Annotated in this window: 21 protein-coding genes; 8 read left to right on the top strand and 13 right to left on the bottom strand. The window is 60.4% G+C overall.

Features of this window, described 5'->3' with window-relative positions; translation table 11 throughout:
- The first annotated feature begins 201 nt into the window (after nt 1–201).
- Genes xdhA through guaD form a run of 5 tightly spaced genes read left to right on the top strand, consistent with a single transcriptional unit; the run spans nt 202 to nt 7,416 of the window.
- The gene (gene xdhA / locus ABID16_RS15295; protein WP_354557200.1) at nt 202–1,674 is read left to right on the top strand and encodes a xanthine dehydrogenase small subunit; all 1,473 of its coding nucleotides are present in this window, start codon (nt 202–204) and stop codon (nt 1,672–1,674) included.
- Nucleotides 1,671–4,004: a xanthine dehydrogenase molybdopterin binding subunit gene (xdhB, locus tag ABID16_RS15290; protein ID WP_354557199.1), complete on the top strand. Its 2,334-nt coding sequence runs from the start codon at nt 1,671–1,673 to the stop codon at nt 4,002–4,004. Before xdhA ends, xdhB begins: the two co-directional genes overlap by 4 nt.
- Before the next feature lie 4 nt (nt 4,005–4,008).
- Nucleotides 4,009–4,845 (top strand): xanthine dehydrogenase accessory protein XdhC, encoded by an 837-nt coding sequence (gene xdhC / locus ABID16_RS15285; protein ID WP_354557198.1) that lies wholly within the window; start codon nt 4,009–4,011, stop codon nt 4,843–4,845.
- A 16-nt stretch (nt 4,846–4,861) separates the two neighbouring features.
- Nucleotides 4,862–6,106: a urate hydroxylase PuuD gene (gene puuD, locus ABID16_RS15280; protein ID WP_354557197.1), complete on the top strand. Its 1,245-nt coding sequence runs from the start codon at nt 4,862–4,864 to the stop codon at nt 6,104–6,106.
- Nucleotides 6,103–7,416, top strand: coding sequence for a guanine deaminase (gene guaD / locus ABID16_RS15275; RefSeq protein ID WP_354557196.1), 1,314 nt, complete (start codon nt 6,103–6,105; stop codon nt 7,414–7,416). The genes puuD and guaD overlap by 4 nt, the downstream gene beginning before the upstream one ends.
- Nucleotides 7,417–7,556: 140 nt before the next feature.
- Here guaD and ABID16_RS15270 read toward each other — a convergent pair whose 3' ends face one another.
- The 10 genes from ABID16_RS15270 to ABID16_RS15225 all read right to left on the bottom strand — a co-directional run bounded on the left by ABID16_RS15270 (nt 7,557) and on the right by ABID16_RS15225 (nt 14,389).
- The gene (locus ABID16_RS15270) at nt 7,557–8,315 is read right to left on the bottom strand and encodes a metallophosphoesterase family protein (protein WP_354557195.1); all 759 of its coding nucleotides are present in this window, start codon (nt 8,313–8,315) and stop codon (nt 7,557–7,559) included.
- Between the two features lie 3 nt (nt 8,316–8,318).
- Nucleotides 8,319–8,675 (bottom strand): hydroxyisourate hydrolase, encoded by a 357-nt coding sequence (gene uraH, locus ABID16_RS15265; protein WP_354557194.1) that lies wholly within the window; start codon nt 8,673–8,675, stop codon nt 8,319–8,321.
- Entirely contained in the window at nt 8,672–9,190 is a 519-nt protein-coding gene (locus tag ABID16_RS15260; protein WP_354557193.1) for an ureidoglycolate lyase, read from the bottom strand. Before ABID16_RS15260 ends, uraH begins: the two co-directional genes overlap by 4 nt.
- Nucleotides 9,187–9,546: a HepT-like ribonuclease domain-containing protein gene (locus ABID16_RS15255; RefSeq protein WP_354557192.1), complete on the bottom strand. Its 360-nt coding sequence runs from the start codon at nt 9,544–9,546 to the stop codon at nt 9,187–9,189. Before ABID16_RS15255 ends, ABID16_RS15260 begins: the two co-directional genes overlap by 4 nt.
- Nucleotides 9,543–9,836 (bottom strand): nucleotidyltransferase family protein, encoded by a 294-nt coding sequence (locus ABID16_RS15250; RefSeq protein WP_354557191.1) that lies wholly within the window; start codon nt 9,834–9,836, stop codon nt 9,543–9,545. Before ABID16_RS15250 ends, ABID16_RS15255 begins: the two co-directional genes overlap by 4 nt.
- A 71-nt stretch (nt 9,837–9,907) precedes the next feature.
- A complete protein-coding gene (gene alc, locus ABID16_RS15245; protein WP_354557190.1) occupies nt 9,908–10,936 on the bottom strand; it encodes an allantoicase in 1,029 nt (342 codons plus the stop codon).
- A 1-nt stretch (nt 10,937) separates the two neighbouring features.
- Nucleotides 10,938–11,435: a 2-oxo-4-hydroxy-4-carboxy-5-ureidoimidazoline decarboxylase gene (uraD, locus tag ABID16_RS15240; protein ID WP_354557256.1), complete on the bottom strand. Its 498-nt coding sequence runs from the start codon at nt 11,433–11,435 to the stop codon at nt 10,938–10,940.
- A 292-nt stretch (nt 11,436–11,727) separates the two neighbouring features.
- Nucleotides 11,728–12,648 carry an allantoinase PuuE gene (puuE, locus tag ABID16_RS15235; RefSeq protein ID WP_354557189.1) on the bottom strand — a complete coding sequence of 307 codons (921 nt, stop codon included), beginning with the start codon at nt 12,646–12,648 and terminating at the stop codon, nt 11,728–11,730.
- A 96-nt stretch (nt 12,649–12,744) separates the two neighbouring features.
- On the bottom strand, nt 12,745–13,104 hold the full coding sequence (locus ABID16_RS15230; protein ID WP_354557188.1) for a SpoIIAA family protein: 360 nt from the start codon (nt 13,102–13,104) through the stop codon (nt 12,745–12,747).
- 109 nt (nt 13,105–13,213) lie between these two features.
- The gene (locus ABID16_RS15225) at nt 13,214–14,389 is read right to left on the bottom strand and encodes an NAD(P)/FAD-dependent oxidoreductase (RefSeq protein ID WP_354557187.1); all 1,176 of its coding nucleotides are present in this window, start codon (nt 14,387–14,389) and stop codon (nt 13,214–13,216) included.
- Between ABID16_RS15225 and mnmC2 the strand changes: the two genes are divergently transcribed.
- A complete protein-coding gene (gene mnmC2, locus ABID16_RS15220) occupies nt 14,388–15,113 on the top strand; it encodes a tRNA (5-methylaminomethyl-2-thiouridine)(34)-methyltransferase MnmC2 (RefSeq protein ID WP_435532425.1) in 726 nt (241 codons plus the stop codon). The genes ABID16_RS15225 and mnmC2 overlap by 2 nt on opposite strands.
- Here mnmC2 and ABID16_RS15215 read toward each other — a convergent pair.
- The 3 genes from ABID16_RS15215 to ctrA form a co-directional block, all read right to left on the bottom strand.
- Nucleotides 15,110–15,400 carry a type II toxin-antitoxin system RelE/ParE family toxin gene (locus tag ABID16_RS15215; RefSeq protein ID WP_354557185.1) on the bottom strand — a complete coding sequence of 97 codons (291 nt, stop codon included), beginning with the start codon at nt 15,398–15,400 and terminating at the stop codon, nt 15,110–15,112. The two genes, mnmC2 and ABID16_RS15215, sit on opposite strands and share 4 nt — an antisense overlap.
- Nucleotides 15,397–15,621, bottom strand: coding sequence for a hypothetical protein (locus ABID16_RS15210; RefSeq protein WP_354557184.1), 225 nt, complete (start codon nt 15,619–15,621; stop codon nt 15,397–15,399). The genes ABID16_RS15215 and ABID16_RS15210 overlap by 4 nt, the downstream gene beginning before the upstream one ends.
- A gap of 106 nt (nt 15,622–15,727) precedes the next feature.
- Nucleotides 15,728–16,432: a response regulator transcription factor CtrA gene (gene ctrA / locus ABID16_RS15205; protein WP_354557183.1), complete on the bottom strand. Its 705-nt coding sequence runs from the start codon at nt 16,430–16,432 to the stop codon at nt 15,728–15,730.
- A gap of 442 nt (nt 16,433–16,874) precedes the next feature.
- Here ctrA and ABID16_RS15200 point away from each other — a divergent pair, with 442 nt between their 5' ends.
- Both ABID16_RS15200 and speD read left to right on the top strand, forming a co-directional pair.
- Entirely contained in the window at nt 16,875–17,225 is a 351-nt protein-coding gene (locus ABID16_RS15200; RefSeq protein WP_354557182.1) for a flagellar export protein FliJ, read from the top strand.
- Nucleotides 17,226–17,392: 167 nt separating this feature from the next.
- A complete protein-coding gene (speD, locus tag ABID16_RS15195; protein ID WP_354557181.1) occupies nt 17,393–17,842 on the top strand; it encodes an adenosylmethionine decarboxylase in 450 nt (149 codons plus the stop codon).
- The last annotated feature ends 5 nt before the right edge of the window (nt 17,843–17,847 follow it).

Raw genomic sequence — 17,847 nt, 5'->3', positions numbered from 1 at the left:
TGGCCCGAATGAAACCGAAACGAAGATAAAAAGCAAGAAAAACGCAAAGCCGTTTGGGAACATGCAAAAAGCAATTGCCACACAAGCCGGAGTTGGATTAGCCTTCTTTTCTATTGCGCTGCAAAATGCGCTGCGGAAGCACCTAGCACGAACCGCCAAGGCCCCGCCAAGAAGGTATTAAACCGGAGTGGTGAACGCCAAATGCAACAGATTCGCTTCGTTCTGAACGACGAAACCGTTGTCATCGACAGCATATCCCCGACAACCACATTGCTGGACTGGCTTCGGGAGACGAAGCGCCTGACCGGCACGAAGGAAGGCTGCGGCGAAGGAGACTGCGGTGCCTGCACGGTCCTCGTCGGCAAAGTTGTTAACGGCAGTCTCGTCTATCGCAGCGTCAATGCCTGCATTCGCTTCGTGCCGTCGCTGTCGGCAACACATGTCGTGACCATCGAGCATCTGGCCGGCCCGAACGGCGTGCTGACGCCGATCCAGCAGGCGCTGGCTGATCTGCATGGCTCGCAATGCGGCTTCTGCACACCCGGCATCGTCATGTCGCTCTATGCGCTCCTGATGGAAAAGCCGACACCCTCGCGCGCCGAAATCGAAGTCGCCCTGCAAGGCAATCTCTGTCGTTGCACCGGGTATGAGTCCATCTTCCGCGCCGTCGAGGCGGCTGCGGCCAGCATGGCAAGTGCCACACCGGATCGCCTGACGCTGACCCGCGAGCGCATCATCGCCACGCTGAACGACCTGAAGCCGAAGCGGACGATCCGCATTTTCCACGGCCAGAGCCGTTCGATCATCCCCTTCAACACCGCCGATCTCGCCGACGCCTACGCGACGGAGCCCAATGCCGTGATCGTCGCCGGCGCGACCGATGTCGGCCTGTGGGTGACCAAGCAGATGCGCCATCTCTCGCCGGTCATCTTCATCAATCACCTGACCGAATTGCAGACGATCGAGGAAACCGCCGACAAGGTCCGTCTGGGCGCGGTCGTCACCTACACCCAGGCGCAGGACGTGCTGGCGAAGAATTTCCCCGCACTCGGCAAGCTGCTGATCCGCATCGGCGGCCAGCAGGTGCGCAACATGGGTACGATCGGCGGCAATGTCGCCAACGGCTCGCCCATTGGCGATACGCCGCCCGCGCTCATTGCGCTCGAAGCGAGCGTCACCTTGCGCTCACGCGACGGCGCGCGCAGCTTGGCCGTGGAGGACTATTTCATCGAATATGGCAAGCAGGCGCGTGAGCCCGGCGAATTTGTCGAGGCGCTGGAAATCCCGAAGCTTGGCACAGACGAGTTCTACGCGATCTATAAAATCTCGAAGCGCCGCGATGAGGATATCTCGGCACTCTGCGGTGCCTTCAAGCTGAAGCTGGACACGGCCGGCAATGTCGCCTCGATCCGCATCGCCTTCGGCGGTATGGCTGGCACGCCCAAGCGCGCCGCCCATACGGAAGCATTCCTCACCGGTAAGCCGTGGAACGAAGCGATCGTGAACGCCGCCCGCGCGGAACTGGCGAAGGACTACACCCCCCTCTCCGACTGGCGCGCCAGTGCGGATTACCGCATGCTCGCCGCGCAGAACCTGCTCACCCGCCTCCTGCTGGAGACATCCGGTGAAAAGGCCTCGCTGGAACGTTATGCGATGCTGGAGGCAGGCGAATGAACAAGATGGACACAAGCTTCCCGGCCGTCATCAACGGCCCGCTCCACGCAGACCGGCGTCACGATTCCGCGCACAAGCATGTCGCGGGTTCTGCGGACTATATCGACGACATGCCCGAACCGGCAGGCATGCTGCATGCGGCAATAGGCATGACCGACCGCGCGCATGCCATCATCACCAGCATGGACCTCTCGGCGGTCGAATCCGCGCCCGGCGTCGTCACCGTGCTCACGGCGAAGGACTTCCCGGTCAACGACGTCAGCTCCGCCCACAAGCACGACGAGCCCGTGCTGACCGAAAAACTGGTCGAGTTCCACGGCCAGCCGGCCTTTGTCGTCATTGGCGAAACCCGCGCCGCTGCCCGTCAGGCCGCCCGCCGCGCCCGCATCGAATACGAAGACCTGCCCGCCATCCTCTCCGTCGCCGAGGCGAAAGCCGCCGTCGGCACGCTCGTCACCGAGCCGCTGACGCTAAGGCGTGGAGACGCCGACGCCGCCCTTGCCTCCGCGCCCAAGCGCCTTCAGGGCCAGATGGAAATCGGCGGGCAGGAGCACTTCTATCTCGAAGGCCATATCTCCATCGCCATTCCCGGCGAGGACGACGAGATGACCATCTGGGCCTCGACCCAGCATCCGTCGGAAATCCAGCACATGGTCGCCCATGTGCTTGAGGTCCCCTCCAATGCCGTGACCGTCTTCGTGCGCCGCATGGGCGGCGGTTTCGGCGGCAAGGAAACGCAAGGCAACCAGTTCGCGGCCATTGCAGCCGTCGCTGCCCGCAAGCTCAAGCGCGCCATCAAGATCCGCCTCGACCGCGACGAGGACATGACCGCGACCGGCAAGCGCCACGACTTCGTGATCGACTACGATCTTGGTTTCGATGAAGAGGGCCGGATTCACGGTGTGAAGGCCGAGTTCGCCGCCCGTTGCGGCTTCTCCGCAGACCTTTCCGGCCCGGTGACGGACCGCGCGCTCTTCCATGTCGACAATGCCTATTTCTATCCTCATGTCGAGGTGAAGTCGCTGCCGCTCAAGACCAATACGGTCTCCAACACCGCCTTCCGCGGCTTCGGCGGCCCGCAGGGCTGCGTGGGCGCGGAGCGCTTCATGGAAGAAATCGCCTATGCCCTCGGCAAGGACCCGCTCGACGTCCGCATGGCCAATTTCTATGGCGAACCGGGCTCCGACCGGGTACTGACGCCGTACCACCAGACGGTAGAAGACAATGTCATGCCGCGCCTTGTCGCAGAGCTGGCCGAGAAGACGGACTATCGCAAACGCCGCGAAGAGATCATCGCCTTCAACAAATCGAGCCGCGTCATCCGCAAGGGTATCGCGCTGACGCCGGTCAAGTTCGGCATCTCCTTCACCATGACCGCCTTCAACCAGGCCGGCGCGCTCGTCCATGTATATCAGGATGGTTCGATCCACCTGAACCACGGCGGCACGGAAATGGGCCAGGGCCTTTACACCAAGGTCGCCCAGGTCATTGCCGATTGCTTCCAGGTCGATCTCGACCGCGTGAAGATCACCGCTACGACCACGGGCAAGGTGCCGAACACCTCGGCCACTGCCGCCTCGTCCGGCACCGACCTGAACGGCATGGCGGCCTACGACGCCGCTCGACAGATCAAGGAACGCCTCGTCGCCTTTGCCGCTGAAAAGTGGAAGGTTTCGGAAAGCGATGTGGAATTCCTGCCGAACCGCGTCCGCGTCGGCACCGACATCATCCCCTTCCCGGATTTCATCAATCAGGCCTATTTCGCCCGCATCCAGCTATCCGCTGCCGGCTTTTACAAGACGCCGGAAATTCACTGGAATCGCGCGACCGGCCAGGGCCGGCCCTTCTATTACTTCTCCTATGGCGCCTCCGTCTCGGAAGTCTCCGTCGATACGCTGACGGGAGAATACATCGTCAACCGCGCTGACGTGCTGCACGATGTCGGCCATTCGCTCAACCCGGCCCTCGACAAGGGCCAGGTCGAGGGCGGCTTCATTCAGGGGATGGGCTGGCTGACGACGGAAGAGCTGTGGTGGGACGGCAAGGGCCGGCTGCGCACGCATGCGCCCTCGACCTACAAGATCCCGCTCGCCTCCGACAAACCGGAAATCTTCAATGTCGAGCTGGCCGAATGGTCGGTCAACAAGCTGCCGACCATAGGTCGCTCCAAGGCCGTCGGCGAACCGCCGCTCGTCCTGCCGATCTCTGTGGTCGAAGCGATCTCGATGGCCGTCGCCAGCGTGGCTGACTACCGCGAATGCCCGCGCCTCGACACCCCGACGACGCCGGAGCGCGTGCTGATGGCGATTGAACGGCTGAAGACGGCATAGAGCCATGACAGACAATCCCGCCCGCTTTCTGGACAAAGAGGGGGCAAAGGTCCTTGTCGAGGTTGCCTCGGTCATGGGCTCGGCCCCGCGCGAGCAAGGCGCCTTCATGCTGGTCTCGATGGACGCCATCGCCGGCACGATCGGCGGCGGCCAGCTCGAATATATGGCGATCGACCATGCAAGGCGGATGCTCGCCGGCAAGGGCGGCGAGGCCGCGCTGTCCGTGCCGCTTGGCCCGGAGATCGGCCAATGCTGCGGGGGCCGTGTGGAGATTACCTTTCGCCCGCTGGATGCCTTGCTGAAGGCGGAACTTGCCGCGCGTCTCGCCGATGACGCCGAGAAGCAGCCCGCCGTCTATGTCTTTGGTGCCGGCCATGTGGGACACGCCCTCGCCGCAGCCCTCTCGCTCCTCCCGCTCAACGTCACAATGGTGGAATCGCGCGAACACGAACTCGCCGGCCTGCCGGAGAATGTGGCGGCGAAGCTCGCCGCCATGCCGGAAAGCGTGGTCGCAACCATCCCCACCGGTAGCGCGCTGCTGATCCTGACGCATGACCATGCGCTGGATTTCCTGATTGCAGCCGAAGCACTGAAACGCAGCGACCTCGCCTATGTCGGCATGATCGGCTCGGCCACCAAGCGCGCCACCTTCGCAAGCTGGCTGAAGCGCGAAGCGCCGCAGGCCGATATCGCCCGCCTGACGCTGCCCGTCGGCGGCCCGCTCAAGGACAAGAGACCGGCCGTGATTGCAGCGCTCACGGCTGCGGAAATCATGACCGCGCTCACCCATCATGCATTGCAACATGACGCGATTGGGCGTCATATATCGCCTAAAATATAAATACCGGGGACTCTGAATGTACGAATACGCCATCGTCTGGGAATGGCTCGCCTTTGCGGTGAGGTGGCTTCACGTCGTGACGGCAATTGCCTGGATCGGCTCCTCCTTCTATTTCATCGCCCTCGATCTGGGCCTCCGGAAAGCGCCCGACCTTCCCCCCGGCGCCTATGGCGAGGAATGGCAGGTCCATGGCGGCGGCTTCTACCATATCCGCAAATACCTGGTCGCACCGGCGAGCATGCCCGAGCATCTGACGTGGTTCAAATGGGAAAGCTACGCCACCTGGCTGTCCGGCTTTGCCATGCTGGCGGTCGTTTATTACGGCGGCGCGGACCTCTTCCTCATCGACCGCCATGTGCTCGACGTGCCGCAATGGCAGGCGATCCTGATTTCGCTCGCCTCGCTGTCGGTCGGCTGGATCATCTACGACACGCTCTGCAAATCGCCCATCGGCAAGAACACCTGGGGCCTGATGGCGCTGCTCTATGTGGCGCTCGTCGCCATGGCCTGGGGCTACACGCAGGTCTTCACCGGCCGCGCCGCATTCCTGCATCTGGGCGCCTTCACCGCGACGATCATGTCAGCCAACGTCTTCTTCATCATCATCCCGAACCAGAAGATCGTTGTCGCCGACCTCATCGCCGGGCGCACGCCCGACCCGAAATACGGCGCGATTGCCAAGCAGCGCTCGCTGCACAACAATTATCTCACGCTACCCGTCATCTTTTTCATGCTGTCGAACCACTATCCGCTGGCCTTCGGCACGAAATACAACTGGATCATCGCAGCCCTCGTCTTCCTCATGGGCGTCACGATCCGTCACTGGTTCAACACGACCCATGCGCGCAAGGGCAAGCCGACCTGGACCTGGGCGCTGACGGCCATCATCTTCATCCTCATCATGTGGCTCTCGACCGTGCCGAAGGTCCTCGGTGGCGGCGAGAACGACACGAGTTCCATCGCGCCCGCCTTCCAGCGCTTCGCCGGCGATCCGCATTTCAACGCAGCCAAGGACGTCATCGGCACGCGCTGCATGATGTGCCACACCGCCGAGCCCGCCTATGAAGGTATTGCGCGCCCGCCGAAGGGCGTCGCCTTTGACAACGACGCGGCCATTGCCGCCCATGCCCGCGAAATCTACCTCCAGGCAGGCCGCTCGCATGCCATGCCGCCCGGAAACGTCACCGATATCACGCTGGACGAGCGCAAGGTTCTGACCGCCTGGTATGAAAGCGCCACTGCCAAGGCTGCCACCCAATGAATGCACTTCTTCTTCGTGGACGCGTCCTCTCCTTCCATCGCAAGCCCGAAAGCCTGACCGACACCGCCGCCTATCTCTATGAAGAGGACGGCGGCATCCTGATCGAAAACGGCCTCGTCTCCGCAGTCGGGTCCTATTCCGACATCAAGGCCAAGGCCCCGGCAGGCGTCGAGACGCGCGACCACCGCCCGCATCTCATCCTGCCCGGCTTGATCGACACGCACCTGCATTTCCCGCAGATGCAGGTCATCGGCTCCTATGCCGCCAACCTGCTCGAATGGCTGAACACCTATACGTTCATCGAGGAACAGCGCTTCGCCTCGGCCGATCACGCGGCGCGCATCGCCGTCCATTTCTTCGACGAGATGGTCCGCCACGGCACAACGACGGCGGTCGCCTATTGCTCGGTCCACAAGACCTCCGCCGACGCCTTCTTCGCCGAGAGCCTGAAGCGCAACATGCGCATGGTGGCCGGCAAGGTGATGATGGACCGCAACGCGCCGGAGGCGCTCCGCGATACCGCGCAGGCAGGCTATGACGACACCAGGCAAGTAATCGCCGACTGGAACGGCAAGGGCCGCAACCATGTCGCCATCACCCCGCGCTTCGCCATCACCTCAACGCCGGAGCAGATGGAAGCCGCAGGCGCTCTTGTGAAAGAGTTCCCCGACCTGCATGTGCAGACCCATCTATCCGAAAACCTCGACGAGATCCGCTTCGCCTGCGAACTCTATCCGGAAGCCAAGGACTATACCGACATCTACGCGCGCTTCGGCCTGCTCGGCCCCAACACGCTCTTCGGCCACGCGATCCATCTGTCGGAGCGCGAAATGGACGCGATGAGCGAGGCTGGCGGCATCGCCGTCCATTGCCCGACCTCGAACCTCTTCCTCGGCTCCGGCCTCTTCCCACTCCGGAAGATGACGAACCGGGCAAAGCCCGTGCGCACCGCGGTCGCCACCGATATCGGCGGCGGCTCGTCCTATTCCATGCTGCGCACCATGGACGAGGCCTACAAGATCCAGCAATTGCAGGCCGAACGTCTGAACCCGCTGGAAAGCTTCTGGTGGATGACACGCGGCAATGCCGAGGCGCTGTCGCTGGAGAACCATATCGGGTCCATTGCGCCCGGCATGGACGCCGACCTCGTCGTCATGGACATGCGGGCCACGCCTGCCATGGCGCTGAAGGCGGAAGTGGTCTCGACACTGGCGGAAGAGCTGTTCCTGCTACAGACCATGGGTGACGATCGCGCCATTTCAGAGACCTATGTCGCTGGAAAAGCAATGAAATCTGGCTTGACTGGATAAACGTCAATCTCGGGTCTTGAAACCCGGAACCGCATTAACCATTTGTAAAGCATCTGAGCGCACACTGGAGTCAATCCGGTGTTTTGACGCCGAATGATAGAGGGCCGCGTGAGCACGGATGTACTGCCACGCGGCTTTTGCTATTCTGAGATGCCCGATTTTCCCAGCCAGCCCGTCGCCAGCGCCGATGCCCATTGCGGTCGGCCGTAGCTTGCAGCAAGCGCCGCCATCGCCATGTGATCGTAGGGCACGTTGCGGAACGTCACCCCGTAGCCGCCTGCCCCCTTCTCCACGATGGCATAGCTCGCCAGCGGATGCCCGGCCTCCATCTTGTGCGGATAGGGCGCGACATCATCATAACCGGGGCAGCCGATGCTGCCGGGATTGACCATGAGCCGCCCGTCCGAAAGACGAAGCATCGCAGGAAGGTGGCTATGCGCAAAGAGGATAACGGGTTGCTCGATGCCTTCCGCCAGCGCCTCGATCTCAGCCAGCGACTTGCGCCGCACCGACCCGTCCTCCAGCACCTCTTCCAGCCAGTAGCGGTTATCGTCCTGCGGCGTCGCATGGCACATGTAGAATTCGCCACGATGAACATGGGTTTCTGGCAGCGCTCTTATCCAATCCAAATGCGCCGGTAGCAGCTCACCATGCGCAATCCGATCCGAAGGCCACATCGCCTCGGGCGACTGCTCGACCAGATAGCGGTCATGATTGCCGCGCACGGTCGGGATATTCATCGCAGTCAGCCGCGCGGCCACCTTGCCCGGCTCCAGCGGGCCGCTGAAGCAATCTCCGAGATTGACGATATCAGCGATCCCTTGCGCCGCGATGTCATCCAGCACCGCCTGAAGCGCGAGGTCGTTGCCGTGAATATCGGCGATCACGGCAAGGCTCATGGCTCAACTCCCGCGATAGGTCGAATAGCTCCAGGGCGAGATCAGCAGCGGCACATGGTAATGCGCGCTTGTGTCCGCAATGCCGAAGCGGATCGGCACCAGATCGAGGAACGGCGGATCGGCCAGCACCTGTCCGGTCTTCTTCAAGTAAGCGCCTGCATGAAACACAAGCTCATACTGCCCCTTCTGGAAGCTCTCGCCGATCAGCATCGGCCCGCCATCGACACGCCCGTCCGCATTGGTCACGACCGACTTGACACGAACCGGGCCATGCGCCTCCAGCTTGAACAGGTCGATCTTCAGACCCTCTGCCGGCTTGCCGAGCGCAGTATCGAGAACATGGGTGGTGAGGCCGGTCATGCTTTTGGCTCCTCGATGATAAAGGGTTCGGAATAGAAATATTCCTCGAGATTATTGCCGGGCCCGGTGCGGTCAACAACGAGAAAATCGCTGATTTCCTTGAGAGACATCAGCGGATGATGCCAGACATTGGCGCGATAGTTGACGCCCTGATGCGCCCCCGCCAGAAACACCTGCGGCACCCCGGGCTTGCCACCGTCGTCCTCTGCCACCACGACCAAAAACGGACGGCCGGACAGCGGCGAGAACGACTGGCTGCCGAACGGATGCCGCTCCATCATGGTGACGGAATAGGGAAAGGCGCGTGGCTGGCCGCGGAAGATGTTGAGAATGATGCTAGCCCCCTCGCCCAGCGCCTCTGCCGTTGCCAACGCATGAAACCGCTCCGTCGTGCCGCCATTGATCAGCCGCATGGTGGAAGGGTCCGCCTCGATCACGTCGCCGAAGGACGCGAAGGCGGTTTTGGTGAGGAGTTGGATGGGGAGAAACGGGGAAGTCACCATAAGTCCTGTCATATTTCTGTCGAGTGCAGCAGCGCTTCGAGCTGTAGCTTCAAGACCGGCAGCATGTTCACAGCCGTCTTGTATATAATTTCGAACTCAAGGTCGAAATAACCATGCGCAATAATATTGCGCATGCCTTTTATCTTGCGCCACTCAATCTCGGGATGATCGGTGGCAAACGACTTGAATGCCTCCAAAATTCGACTTGCATTCTCGCCACAAACAACCAGCGCCATGCACACCGCGTGCTGACGAACGGAATCTCTCAAAAACTGATCTTCCGTCAAACCGCCGACAAATTCGATCGCGCGGTTCGTGGCTTGGAGCATCCGCTCCAGATGACCTTCAAGCCTCGGGTCAACGCTCAAATCTCGCGCGCCTCTGAAAAAATCCGCTGCCTTGCAGACTCGGGGACCTGACCGGAGGTGACCAAGTCAACGTCTACGCCCAGCAGATCCTTCAACTCCTCCATCAATCCGCCAAGATCGAACAAAGTCGTACCATCCAGCGCATCGACCAGAATGTCGATATCGCTGTCCGGCCGATCATCGCCGCGCGCCGCCGAACCGAAGACGCGCGGATGCACGAGCGTCGGATACCGCGCTGTCAATGCTCGAATTTCAGCTGCCTTCGCCCGCACGAGTTCGGATGGCCGCATGACCTTTGCTCCTCAAAGCCTCTTCCCACAATATAGTGCAGATCAGGCCATGCGTCATCCTTGCCCGTGGATCAGGCCTTCTTGCCGAAGAGCCGCATGCGCATGATCCCGCCATCGGGGAACATGGCGAGCCGCACATGCGTCACCGGACCGATCGAGGCGAGAGCATCGCCCTTGAACTCGCGTTCCTCGTCCATCTGCAGCTTGGTGCGCGGCAGAAGCGGCTTCCAGCTTTCCGATGCGGCGATGTCGGCTTCGGAGAAACTCTCCGGCGCATCCGGCAGGTCGGCGGCGATGATTTCGCAGGTGTCGGGATAGTTGCCCTTGAAGAAATGCGTGTCGATGATCGCTCGGCTCACCGTTCCGCGATGGCCAAGCTTGATGATCGCCCAGTCATGCCCTGGTCCGCGCCGGCGTGCCGTTTCCCAGCCGTCGCCCATATTGATGCCGCGCCCCGGCCCCAGAACCTTTTCCGGCAGACCGTAATGCGCGTTCGACCAGGCCAGCGCCTTGGCGCCGTGGAAGATGTAAGCCAGATCGATGTCCTGATCCGCACCGACCTTGGCCCAGTCGAAATGCGCGTCCCCATAGACCCGCAGACGCGCGACGCCGCCATCCGGATAGATATGCAGGCGCACATGGGTCCAGACCTTGGAATTATCGGCGTTTTCGAAGAAATGATGCGCCGAAGAACCCAGCGGCGACTTCGGCAGGATTTCCGTCCACAGCGCATCGTTTGCCGGATCGGGATCACCGCTTTCGGCATAGGCCGCCTCGATCGAGCAATGGGGCGGATAATTGCCGGTAAAATAGCTGGTATCGACATCGAAGCCACGAATGCGGCCCGGCATGGCAAGCTTCACGACGGCGATATCATGGCCCGGCACGCGCTTGCGCCGGCTTTCCCAGCCGTCCATCCACTTGCCGTTGTCGTCATAGGCAGTCTCGTCCCACTTCGCCGGATCGTCGTTCAGCGCACGCGAGAGCGGCGCGAAGAACTCGTCCGTGGTCCAGAGTGCCTGCGCACCCAGACGCGCCGAGGCCAGATTGACCGCCCCGGCCACAAAGGCGGGCGGATTGAAAACGGGGATGTCTGCCATGTCAGTTTCCTTCCGGGAGCATGCTGGTAAGCCGCAGGTACGCTATACGCTCCACCTGCGCGGACGCGGTTGCAAATTCCGCGTTCCGATCGTTGTTGATCCGTGTCTCGAAAGCCGAGAGAATGTCGTCCTTGTTAAGCCCCTTGACCGCAATGATGAAAGGAAAGCCGAATTTCTCGACATAGGCGCTGTTGAGCGCGGTGAAGCTTGCGTGTTCGTCGGCGGTCAGGCGGTCAAGCCCCGCGCCAGCCTGCTCCTTGCGGCTGTCTTCGGTCAACTCTCCGGCAATGGCGAGTTTTCCGGCAAGATCAGGATGCGCCCGCAGCACGGCAAGTCGCTCGACCTCGGTCCCGGCGCGAAATGCCGCGACCATGGCGCCATGTACGGAACCGGCAGTCAGCGTTTCGGTCACGCCGGCCTCAAAGGCACGCTCCGCCACCCAGGGAGAGTGCTCGAACACACCGCCGAAGCGGCTCACAAATTCATCTTTCGTCACGATGTGCCATTCCCGAAATTCCGACGCAATAGACCAGCGCGGCCCATGCCTTTCAAGGGGGCGGAGGCGCGAGCAACAAAAAAAGCCGTCCGATCGAAGACCGGACGGCGTTCCTGCTGAAATTGCCGTTCAATATCGTAGTTTATAACTCTGCCGCACGAGGGCGCCCGTTTCCGGTCAAGCCGGAAAACCATCGCCTTGCCGCCCCTGCGCGAGGCGGAAGATGCATCATGTCTGTTACAGCGATATGAAACTGCCAGGAACTTGCTGCGATGCAGCATTTATTGACCACTGATCACTTCGGCAGATGATGCTCATGCCAGTGATGGGCAATATCGATACGGCGCGGAACCCAGACCTTCTCGTGCGACAGCACATATTCAATGAAGCGTTTCAGCGCCGCAGCCCGGCCGGGGCGACCGACGAGGCGGCAATGCAGCCCGATCGACATCATCTTCGGCGAGCCTTCCTTCCCCTCTTCGTAGAGCGTGTCGAAGGCATCCTTGAGATAGGAGAAGAACTGGTCGCCTGAATTGAAGCCCTGCGGGGTGGCAAAGCGCATGTCGTTCGTTTCCAGCGTATAGGGAATGATCAGGAAGGGCTTTCCGTCAAGCCCCGGCACCCAGAAGGGCAGATCGTCGGAATAATTGTCGGAGGAATAGAGGAAACCGCCCTCTTCCATCACGAGCCGCAGCGTGTTGTCGGACGGCTTGCCCTGATACATGCCGAGTGGCCGCGAACCGGCCACCTCAGTGTGGAGCCGCACGGCTTCCGCGATATGGGCGCGCTCCACCTCTTCCGGAAAGTCCTTGTATTCGAGCCAGCGATAGCCATGCGAGGCGATTTCCCAGCCCGCTTCGTTCATGGCCGCCACAGCCTCCGGATTGCGCGCCATGGCCAGCGTCACACCGTAAACCGTCACCGGGACATTCAGCTGCGTGAACATGCGGTGGAGCCTCCAGAAGCCGGCGCGCGACCCGTATTCGTAGATCGATTCCATGTTCAGATTGCGCTGCTTCGGCCAGGCGGCCGCGCCGACGATTTCGGAAAGGAGGTTTTCGGAGGCGGGGTCGCCATCCAGAATGCAACTCTCGCCACCCTCCTCGTAATTTACAACGAACTGCACCGCGACGTGCGCGCCGCCCGGCCATTTCGGGTCGGGAGTATTGCGGCCGTAGCCAATGAGATCACGGGAGGTTTTGACATCGACGATCATCTGTTCTGCCTTCGGAGGTTATGCAATTCTGAAGTTGCAGAAAACTGCAAACCGCCTTGGCAGTCCAGAGCCAAATTCGCGATTTCGAATGTCAATTCAAGCTTCAAGCCAGCTGACCGCCCGATCCCGTTCGGTAAGCGCGAACACCTGAGTCTCCGCCGGGATCATGAAAGCGAAATTGCGGGTTAGAGCAGCCAGGGTTTCATCATCGGTGACGAAGGCGAACTTCTTGAAGTCGCGAAAATGCTTCAGCCCGAACAGGAGGTCGTCGTGCAGAGCGCCCATTTCCATGCCGTGAAAACCATCAGGCATGACAAAGAGCAGCCTCACCGGACCCATCTTTACAGCCGCCTCCATGGCTGGCATTAGCACAGCCTCATAATCTGCCGCCGTAAATTTGCCGCGTGCCTCGAAGCCAAGGATGCATCCTGGCAGGTCGGTCAATTGCGTGAACATGACAGGCTCCTTCGTTTTGCCTCAATGGGGAGTCACGGCGCCAAACGCAGCGAAAGCAGAATAGTTCATCGGGGCGCCAAATGCCTTGATCCCGGACAACCCGCGAGGCTCAGCCGAGATGATGGGGCACGCGAAATGACGGCGGGATATCGACATCGGCGAGCCCCAGAACGGATTGAAACGCTGCATCCGCCAGCCGGTGCGCTATGCCGAAGGAAACCTTGAAACCACCCGTAAGCGCGATGATGCGCTCTGCGTCTGGCAGTGGCCCCACCAGCGGGTCGCGCGCCATCGCCTTGGGCCGAAGCCCCGCCCAGCGGTCTATCACCGGCGCATCCTTGAGCATAGGCACAAGCTGCCGCGCCCGCGCAATCAGCTCCTCAAGCTGTTCGTCGGTGGTGAAGGGCTCATCAAACGTGTTTTCGCTGGTCGAGCCTATTGCGACACGCCCTCCCTCATGCGGCACGACATAAAGCCCGTCCAGAAAGATCAGCGGCAGCGAAGGGTCGATTTCCGCTGCCATTACCGCCGACTGCCCCTTGACCGCCATGCCGAGCGGCTCTTCACGGGCAGGCAACAGGCGCTGCAGCATGGGAAAGGCTTTATAGCCTGCGGCGATGATGGCGTGGCTGAAACCAACCGTCTCGCCAGAGGACAGCGCGGCGCCGGCACTGGCCGCGTCCAGGTTGTCCAGGGCAACGCCCTCAAGCACCGTGACATTCGGCAAGGCCCGGATCGCAGCGATCAGCACTGCCGTGAAGGCGCGCGGGTTGGCGCGTGCCGCAAAGGTGTCCAGCACGAAGCCACCTTCCATGCCCTCCGCCTGCGGCCAGCCGGGTGCGGGCGGCACATCCGTCACACGCCATTCGAACGAGCGCCCGTCCACAGCATTCCAATTCAGCTTTGCGTCTGCCTCGTGCCGTTGGGCGATGTCACGCAGATGCGGTTTCGGCAGCGGGATCAGCCGACCGCTGCGCGCATAGCCGGCCGAAAGCCCTGTCTCCGTCTCCAGCACACGCACTTCCGTCTCCAGAGACAAGAGCGCATCGAACTGAAACTGCTTCTTGGCGTTCCACTTGTCCGGCATATGCGCCATCAGAGCGCCGAGATGGCCGTAGCTCGCCCCCTGCCCCAGCCTGCCTTCGTCGACCAGCAGGACATCCAGCCCCGCCCGTCCCGCCTTCAGCGCTGCCCAAAGACCCATGACGCCGCCGCCAACGACCAACAGATCGACAGCGTGGCCCCATTGACCGGCAAGGTTCGGCGCTTTATCGCCTACGGTCATGGACAAGGAAACTCCCGCAAAACCCGAGGCCGGAATGCCCCAGCCGCTCGAATGGCTCGACGGCGATATGCCTTATTCGACCGCCTTTGGCGACCATTTTTATTGCCGCGAGGACGGCCGCGCCGAATGTGCCTATGTCTTCCTCGACGGCAACGGTCTGCCCGATCGCTGGGCCGACGGCGGCGATTTCGTCATCGGCGAACTCGGCTTCGGCACGGGTCTCAACTTCTGTGAAACGCTCAGGCAATGGAAGGCCTTCGACAGGCCCGCCTCCGCCCGGCTGCATTTCATCTCCTTCGAACTCTACCCAATGGAGCGCGAGAGCATTGCCAAGGCGCTCTCCCGCTGGCCGCTGCTGGATGACGAGCGGGATGCGCTGACAGCACGCTGGCCCGATCGCCCGCAGGGCTTTGTGACGCTCGACTTTGACGACAAAGTCCGCCTCTCCGTCGCCTGCGGCCCGGCCCTCGAAAACATCGAAACAAGCGAGCAGTTGTTCGACGCGTGGTATCTCGACGGATTTGCCCCATCCCGCAATCCCGACATGTGGTCGCCCGAGATCATGCAGGCGCTGCATGCCCACACGAACGATCACGGCACCTTCGCCACATACGCGGCCGCCGGTTTCGTTCGCCGCAACCTGCAGGGCGCGGGCTTCGAGGTTCTTCGGCGTCCGGGCTTCGCAGGCAAGCGCGAGATGCTTTACGGTATCAAGCGACCTTAACCGGCTGGCGCAGTGCCGGGATCGCGCGCAGTGTGGAAGATGCTCAGGATGCTGATAGTATCCGCCTCAGCCAGATAGAAAATCCGGTAGGGATAGCGAGGTACGACAAGCACGCGGACATTTGCAACGCTTGTTGATCGTCCCAACGCTGGCATGATCGTCAGATGCCCCAACAGCAACTCAAGGGCGGCAAAGAACTCTTCGCCGGCCCTCGGATTAAGCTCGAGAAAATATCGGCTGATCTCATCGATTTCATGCACAGCGCGTTGCGTATAACGCAGCTTCATGCGCGACGATGCCGAGCGAAGATCGCCTCGATCTCCGAAGGATCGGCAAAGCGGCCGGCTCGAACATCCTCCAGCCCCTCCTGAACCGCAATGAACTCAGCCTCAGACAGATCGACCGCGCCCGCGCCGGCTGCGGCAAAGAGCGCCACAGCCAACTCGTCCTGCCTCTGGTCGGGCAGATTGCGAATGATATCGATGGCCTTTTCAAGCAAACGCGTCATGGGAGTGGTCTAGCACATCGCAGGCTCAAATGCGATGGCGCATGAAAAAACAAGGCCCGCCGTCGCCGGCGGGCCTCTGGAACTTGAGCGGGATATGCGAAACCTATCAGGCGGTTTCGAGATAGTCCGAGTTGCCATCGGGCTCGCGCAGCACATAGCCGCGGCCCCAGACGGTTTCGATGTAGTTGGCGCCGCCGGCAGCGTTTGCGAGCTTCTTGCGCAGCTTGCAGATGAAGACGTCGATGATCTTCAATTCCGGCTCGTCCATACCGCCATAAAGGTGGTTGAGGAACATTTCCTTGGTGAGCGTCGTGCCCTTGCGGAGCGAGAGAAGCTCCAGCATCTGGTATTCCTTGCCCGTGAGGTGCACGCGCTGGCCGCCGACTTCAACCGTCTTGGCGTCGAGGTTCACGATCAGGTCGCCGGTCGAGATGACCGACTGAGCGTGACCCTTGGAGCGGCGAACGATGGCGTGGATGCGGGCTACCAGTTCGTCCTTGTGGAAGGGCTTCGTCATGTAGTCGTCGGCGCCGAAGCCGAGACCGCGAACCTTGTCCTCGATGCCGGCCATGCCGGAGAGGATCAGGATCGGCGTCTTCACCTTGGACAGGCGAAGCGTGCGAAGCACTTCATAGCCGGACATGTCGGGAAGGTTGAGATCGAGAAGAATGATGTCGTAGTCGTAGAGCTTGCCGAGATCGACACCCTCTTCGCCCAGATCGGTCGTGTAGACATTGAAATTCTCGGATTTAAGCATCAGTTCGATGCTCTGCGCCGTCGCGCTGTCGTCTTCAATAAGTAGAACCCGCATTCCCTTGTCCCCTTTTCCGCCGCTCAAGGTCCCTCGTTGGCTGCCCCACGCGATACGGATCCAGTCGTTGCCTGATTTGAAGCTGCCACGAAATGGTTAACAAATTCTGATTCACCATGGCAAGATGTATCGAATTAGTTAAAGAAATTTCTCAGCCCCCTGATTTTCATAAGAAATCGGATTAAGAGATTCTAACGATCAACGTTAAGAAATCCCTCTAACCGACTCTTTCGACTCAGCAATGAGACGCCAGCATTTTTTGCTCTTGTCGTTTACTGACCCTTAAATCATCCCGCATATCATTCACCATGGCCGTAAACGAATGGTTACCAGGGGTAGGAATTTATTAAGATTGCCGGGGATTTTTCGTTTTTGGCCGGGAATTGCCGCGTTGTTGCGGCGTTAAGAACCCAGAAGGTCTCACTTCACGGGAGTATTGCGTATGAAGTCACGAGAGAGCCTCGTTCGCCTGAAAAACTTTCAGGTTAACGAAAAGCGCCGCCAATTGAAGCAGTTACAGACGATGATGGCGGATTTCGAGCGAATGATCCGGGATCTCGAGGCGCAAATCGCCTTCGAGGAGAAGAAGTCGGGCATCACCGACCCGAATCACTTCGCTTACCCGACCTTCGCCAAGGCCGCGCGCCAGCGCGCCGATAACCTTCTCGGCTCCATCAAGGAACTGAAGGTTCAGCAGGACGCCGCCGAACTTGCGCTGGAAGAGGCGGAAGCCGAATACAGCAAGGCAGCCGCGCTGGAAGAGCGCGACACTGCAGCCCGCCTGCGCGCCTGAGCTAACATCTTCACGGGAGGGTGCACGACCCTTCGCAAGCGCCTGGCAACAGACGCTTGCGAAGGGTTTTGGCGTTGAAATACAATCAGATTTGGATGTAGTCTTAGACCACTAAGGAAACCGTAAATGTTGCCGTATTGAATTTCCGATTTTCAGAAAACTTGGGGATGGAAATGAATATATCTCGGAGCTCCCATATTAAAATTGGCTCATCCTATTCTCCTCCACTCCCTGAGAAAATACATTGTGGTACAACAAAGGATGACAGACCTGGTTCTCTGCCTGGAAAACATCTAATTCTTGACCTCCTTGGCGCTGAAAATCTAACAGATCCTAATTATATAGGAAATTTATTATCAGAAGCAGCCAGAGATTGTAACGTTGTTGTCATAAATCAATTCATGCACAGTTTTGGCGACGGAATGGGAGTGACCGGTGTCATCGTACTCGCCGAAAGTCACATCAGCATCCATACGTGGCCTGAAGTCGGCACGGCCTGCATCGACATATTCATGTGCGGGAAAAACGATCCGCGAAACTGTATACCCAGGATCGTGAACTCGCTCGATCCCAGCTCGATCAAGCTTTCCTTCATAGTCCGAAGCGCGGAAATCTGAGGTTT

Source organism: Limnomicrobium aquaticum (assembly GCF_040545545.1).
GTDB classification, from domain to species: Bacteria; Pseudomonadota; Alphaproteobacteria; order Rhizobiales; family Rhizobiaceae; genus Ensifer_A; species Ensifer_A aquaticum.
This window is presented reverse-complemented; position numbering and strand designations above follow the sequence as displayed.